Genomic DNA, 4,445 nt, shown 5'->3' on the forward strand with positions numbered 1-4,445 from the left:
TAGGGTTATCACCGAAAATTTGATATACGCATCCTTTACTTTCTTGAGAAAAATCACAGATTTCCTCTGTTTTATTAGGTTCACCATCAATCAGAAAACGAGAAAATGAACCATCACTCACTTCCAGATGCCACTCAGATGAGCGCGAGGTAGGATAATTTTCGGTATGAACAGAGCCTGTTTTCACAGGGAATGTTAAGGTTTCAGTAAAACCATAACCAGCATCAAATGACATTTTCTCGGGTGAACCATTCCCAGAAAGGACGACTAATTCCAGGTCTCCCGTATAAGAGATATCCTTGACGTACCAAAGAGAAGCGCCTGTTACAACCAAACACAGAGCCAACAATTTCGTAATTTGAGACTGTCGCCCATCGCCTGGAGTTGTCAGAGCAAAAAAAAATAGGCTCAATGATATAAATATTGAAAGCCTCTGTAGCCAACTCGTCCAAGAAACAGCACCATCAGGAAGTGGGATGTTAATTGTATGGGCGTTGGAAGAATACAAATCAATTACTCGCTCATCATTACCTATTTTTAATTTAGCAATGCCAGAGTATGAATGACTAGTTAAACTGAGATGCGAACCATTACTCCATTGTCCAGAAATTGTAATTGTATTCGGCTGATTCTGATAAGAAACATATACTCCGGGCCTTTTTTCCCAGCCAGGATATGAAACAGAAATGTGAGATTTAGGATCCGTAACAAATTGAACAAAAACCTCAGTAGATATCGACTCAGGATTTTTCTGCCCCGTAGCAGTAACACTTATAACGGGAAAATCATTCTGAACTAATGGAACAGATAAAGTTAAAAAGAGAGCAGCCACAATCGGCGCTATTGTCCATATAGATATTGATTTTTTGTTTCTTTTGATAAAAAAGATAGCAATAGAACCAGCAACAGACAATATCAGAGAGTAAGTTACATTATGCAAAGACAACGAACTATATAGCGGGGCAAGAAACATCGCTGTCAAAGCAAGGAAAAAACATATGGGATATAAGTTTTTAGCATTTCGCATTTGCAAGAAATTCACTAAGTTAGTTAAACCTGAGGTTTTTTAGCAGACATGAAACATTGGACTTCAGCTGGCGTTCCGAGCGGAGAAACGGCATCAAATGGCACCTCATGAATATAAACATCAAGTCCTTTTTGAATCATCTCACGGTACATTGGAGCAATATATTTCTCGCCTTTTTCCATGTTCGAGGAATCTTTATAGTATTCAGAATAGATATCACGATAAAGATTAAAGGAAGAGAACCAATAGAGACCAATAGTCGCGTGTTCAGAAATGCGAACTTTCTCTCGTAAATCGATAACACGATTATTATCATCTACTTGCGCAAAACTCCATCCCTCACCTTTACCGGGAAAACAAGGAATCCAGCCGTCACCCTGGACAGCACTCACAGTTAGTGAGTCAGGGTGAACAAAGGTATCTATATTGTATACAATAAAAGGAAGTTCTGTTTCAGTAATCAAATCACCACCAAGAAAAGCTGAAGTGGCTTGCCCATCTGTAAGTTCATCAATTTCAAGTATTTGGCAGGATTTGATGTTAGCTATTCGTGATTGCTCCTCAATAAAGCATTGTGCGTTGTCTTCTCTTCGAACAACGAAAATAAAATTGGCACCGGCATCAATAAATTTTTTCAAACTTAACATTGACCAATAAAATAACGTATGTCCATGAACAACTATCTCATACTTAGGGCATGTATATCCTGCATCCCTAAAACGTTTACCTAATCCAGCCATTGTAATTACAATATTCATATTATTGGCCTCCTGGCTCTTCACCAATTAATGTCAGAATTTCTTCATAAGATAACTTTAAAAATTCATCAGGGCGAATGCTTTTGTCATCTACATAGAACCCACCACGACCGGGCCAGGGTTTTCCCAGGTGCATTTCATCATATGGAATATCATGGCGTTCCAGCCATTCCATAAGTTGTTTACCTGTAACTGCTGCAATACGACCAACATTCCCTTGGAATGTATTCATGTTTCTTGCAGAATATAATATGATATAAAAACCCTTTGATTTGTACTCACGAAGTAAACTAATCATTTCCTCAAATGGTTCAAGTTCTGAATATTCCTCATCAGGCTTACGAATTGGGCATAAAGTACCATCAACATCAAATACAATACTTTTCATTTTATTAATCATTATAATTCCTTAAAGCTGTGTTTCAATTTCATCTAAGATGCTTTCGGCATTAATTAAAAATGCAATAACTTTTTTAGGGGAATCAATGTGCAGAGGCACCATACTTAGAAATAGTGAAGCTTCAAATAAGCGAATGAGCACAGGGTCATAACCTATTTCTCTCAATTTATTCTGAAATATACTTTTCGCCCATAATGGACTACTGTTATCAAGAGTAAGTCGTACTCGGAGATCTTTTTCTAAACCTAACGAGCAGAGACCATAATTAATAAAATCATAATTCCCGCATACTGAGTGTGATAGTTTAGCAAGATCATAGTATGGGCTAACATAGAGCTCATCTTCAGTATTAGCCCCACGAGGGTCAATGAATCGCATCAGCCCAGTTGTTTTACTGTATAAGATGTTAGAAAAACACAAATCGCCATGACCGATTCTTAATTCTTTAGAGTATTGCGGGCGACCATATTTATCAAATAAAGAATAATAGCGTTGGAATAATGAATCAATATCACCAAAGCGAGAATTGATATACGGCTCCAGCGATGGGTATTCAGGTAAAGACTTCAACTGTAAAAGGCGTTCTTTAACCTTGCCAAAAAATGCGTCATTATGAATTTCTTGTGCTGTTACACTATCGACCTTTTTCACTGGTCGAAGTTTTATAAAGTGGAGTACTTTATCAATAAAACGTTCAAAATTTAGTTCATTCATCGATCCATGGATCCATTGAAGTGCCATGTCAGGCACAAAAAGGCGTTCCATTTTATAGCTTGCTCCAGTTGATTCCAATCTGAAATCATAAGTCTGTATAAAGAACATCTTCAATTCTGGAGGTAACAGATCGTAATACTTACATTCCCGCTCGAGTTTTTTAGAATCAGTTGAATATTTTATTAAAGTAAAATTATCAACTGGTTGAACGGAATTAAAAAAGCGGACATCGAAATTACTGGTAAGATAATCTGTGAATCGTAAGGGATCACACATATCGATAAGTTCTACATCGCTTTTCAGTAACTTAAGATTATCGATAAAGTTAAATATAAAGTCTCTCGGTTTAGAGTTATATTCGATAGCATTTAAAAGTTCTAGTGCCGTTTGCCCAACAACCGCACTAAGATAGATATCTTTAACACTGGTTAAGGATTCGTTTCCAACGATAGCAACTGAAGACTTTGTATAACTTATTTTTTTGAGAAAAAGGGAAGCATCTATCTCATCACACCCAAATGCAACATAAGATGGCATATACATCACAACTAATTTTTGTGTATTCAAATAACCAAGTTGTCTTATTTTCTCGACATCATTTTGAACATCACCTGAGATTTCTACAAACTTAATATTAGCTTCCGCGCAAATATCACTAACCCATTTATCCAGTGACCGTTTACGATAATAAATATCAGAAAACTTACTGACACCTAAAAGATTAGATATATCCTGGGGAACAGGTATCGAGTTATCATATACCATTACAACTGTCATTTTTATTCCTTTTATTTTTTATAATACATCTGCATGTAGAAAAATAGTGAGACGTAACCAAAAGCAATTAATAGTGTATTTTTCACTGAATCAACGGTTATTAGTTGCTCTAACGATTTGGGTGAATCAGTGAGAACAAACGAAAATTGAGCTAATAGGTCCTTAACAATTGGTATAATTTGTGTATGATCTAAGAAAAGCATTAGTGATACTAATTCGAAAATCCAGATAAAAATTGTTAATATCGATAGAGTCAATATTCTTTCTGAAACGATAGGCCTTACTTTGTCTAAAACACTAGATATAATGTCAAGTAAATGCAGTATTTTAATAGCCTTACGACCCCTGTAAGATCTTATAACATGTAGATTTAACGCACTTAATTGCTCCGGGAGGACAAAGAACATAACTATGCTAAAAAAGACAAACGCAAGCATTATCCACAATAGCCCCCACATCCCTTCTAAAACTTGTGCACCGCCAGAAAGAAAGATTAATAGAGCAAAAACACTTAGAGCAATAACATCAAATATTCTCTCAATCCATACAATTAAAATACCTTTGCAGTAATTATTTTCCCATCGAGATACTTCATTTATTCTTACTAACTCTCCGAGTTTGAAAGGTATCACAGCAGAACATGCTGCTGTATAGAAATGTAAAGAAAGCAATTTCCTTATTTTTTGCGCCTTCAATAACACACCTAAGCGTATTGCACGGAGAAAATGGGCTACGATATATGCAATAGTAGGTACAATTAAAGTTGTCG

5 protein-coding genes are annotated in these 4,445 nt (G+C 36.1%); all 5 read right to left on the reverse strand.

Translation table 11 applies throughout. The features are described from left to right. Positions 1 to 1,042, reverse strand: a 1,042-nt coding sequence (locus KQJ19_RS22480; protein WP_216404184.1) for a hypothetical protein, incomplete at its 3' end; no start/stop codon positions are given. 8 nt (positions 1,043 to 1,050) lie between these two features. Next, a complete protein-coding gene (locus KQJ19_RS22485; protein ID WP_216404185.1) occupies positions 1,051 to 1,785 on the reverse strand; it encodes a glycosyltransferase family 2 protein in 735 nt (244 codons plus the stop codon). Position 1,786: 1 nt separating this feature from the next. Beyond that, a complete protein-coding gene (locus KQJ19_RS22490) occupies positions 1,787 to 2,185 on the reverse strand; it encodes a capsular biosynthesis protein (protein ID WP_253296404.1) in 399 nt (132 codons plus the stop codon). 9 nt (positions 2,186 to 2,194) lie between these two features. After that, complete coding sequence (locus KQJ19_RS22495) at positions 2,195 to 3,676, reverse strand: hypothetical protein (RefSeq protein WP_200108925.1); 1,482 nt, start codon at positions 3,674 to 3,676, stop codon at positions 2,195 to 2,197. Between the two features lie 11 nt (positions 3,677 to 3,687). Then, the coding region (locus tag KQJ19_RS22500; RefSeq protein WP_216404186.1) for a lysylphosphatidylglycerol synthase domain-containing protein at positions 3,688 to 4,445 on the reverse strand (758 nt) is incomplete at its 5' end.

It is taken from the genome of Citrobacter sp. S46_ASV_140 (genome assembly GCF_018919545.1).
GTDB classification, from domain to species: domain Bacteria; phylum Pseudomonadota; class Gammaproteobacteria; order Enterobacterales; family Enterobacteriaceae; genus Citrobacter; species Citrobacter braakii.

Bases quoted from the DNA above. Each gene is read 5' to 3' on its own strand.
- KQJ19_RS22485 (WP_216404185.1), bottom strand. From the start codon at position 1,785: ATGAATATTGTAATTACAATGGCTGGATTAGGTAAACGTTTTAGGGAT.
- KQJ19_RS22490 (WP_253296404.1), bottom strand. From the start codon at position 2,185: ATGATTAATAAAATGAAAAGTATTGTATTTGATGTTGATGGTACTTTA.
- KQJ19_RS22495 (WP_200108925.1), bottom strand. From the start codon at position 3,676: ATGACAGTTGTAATGGTATATGATAACTCGATACCTGTTCCCCAGGAT.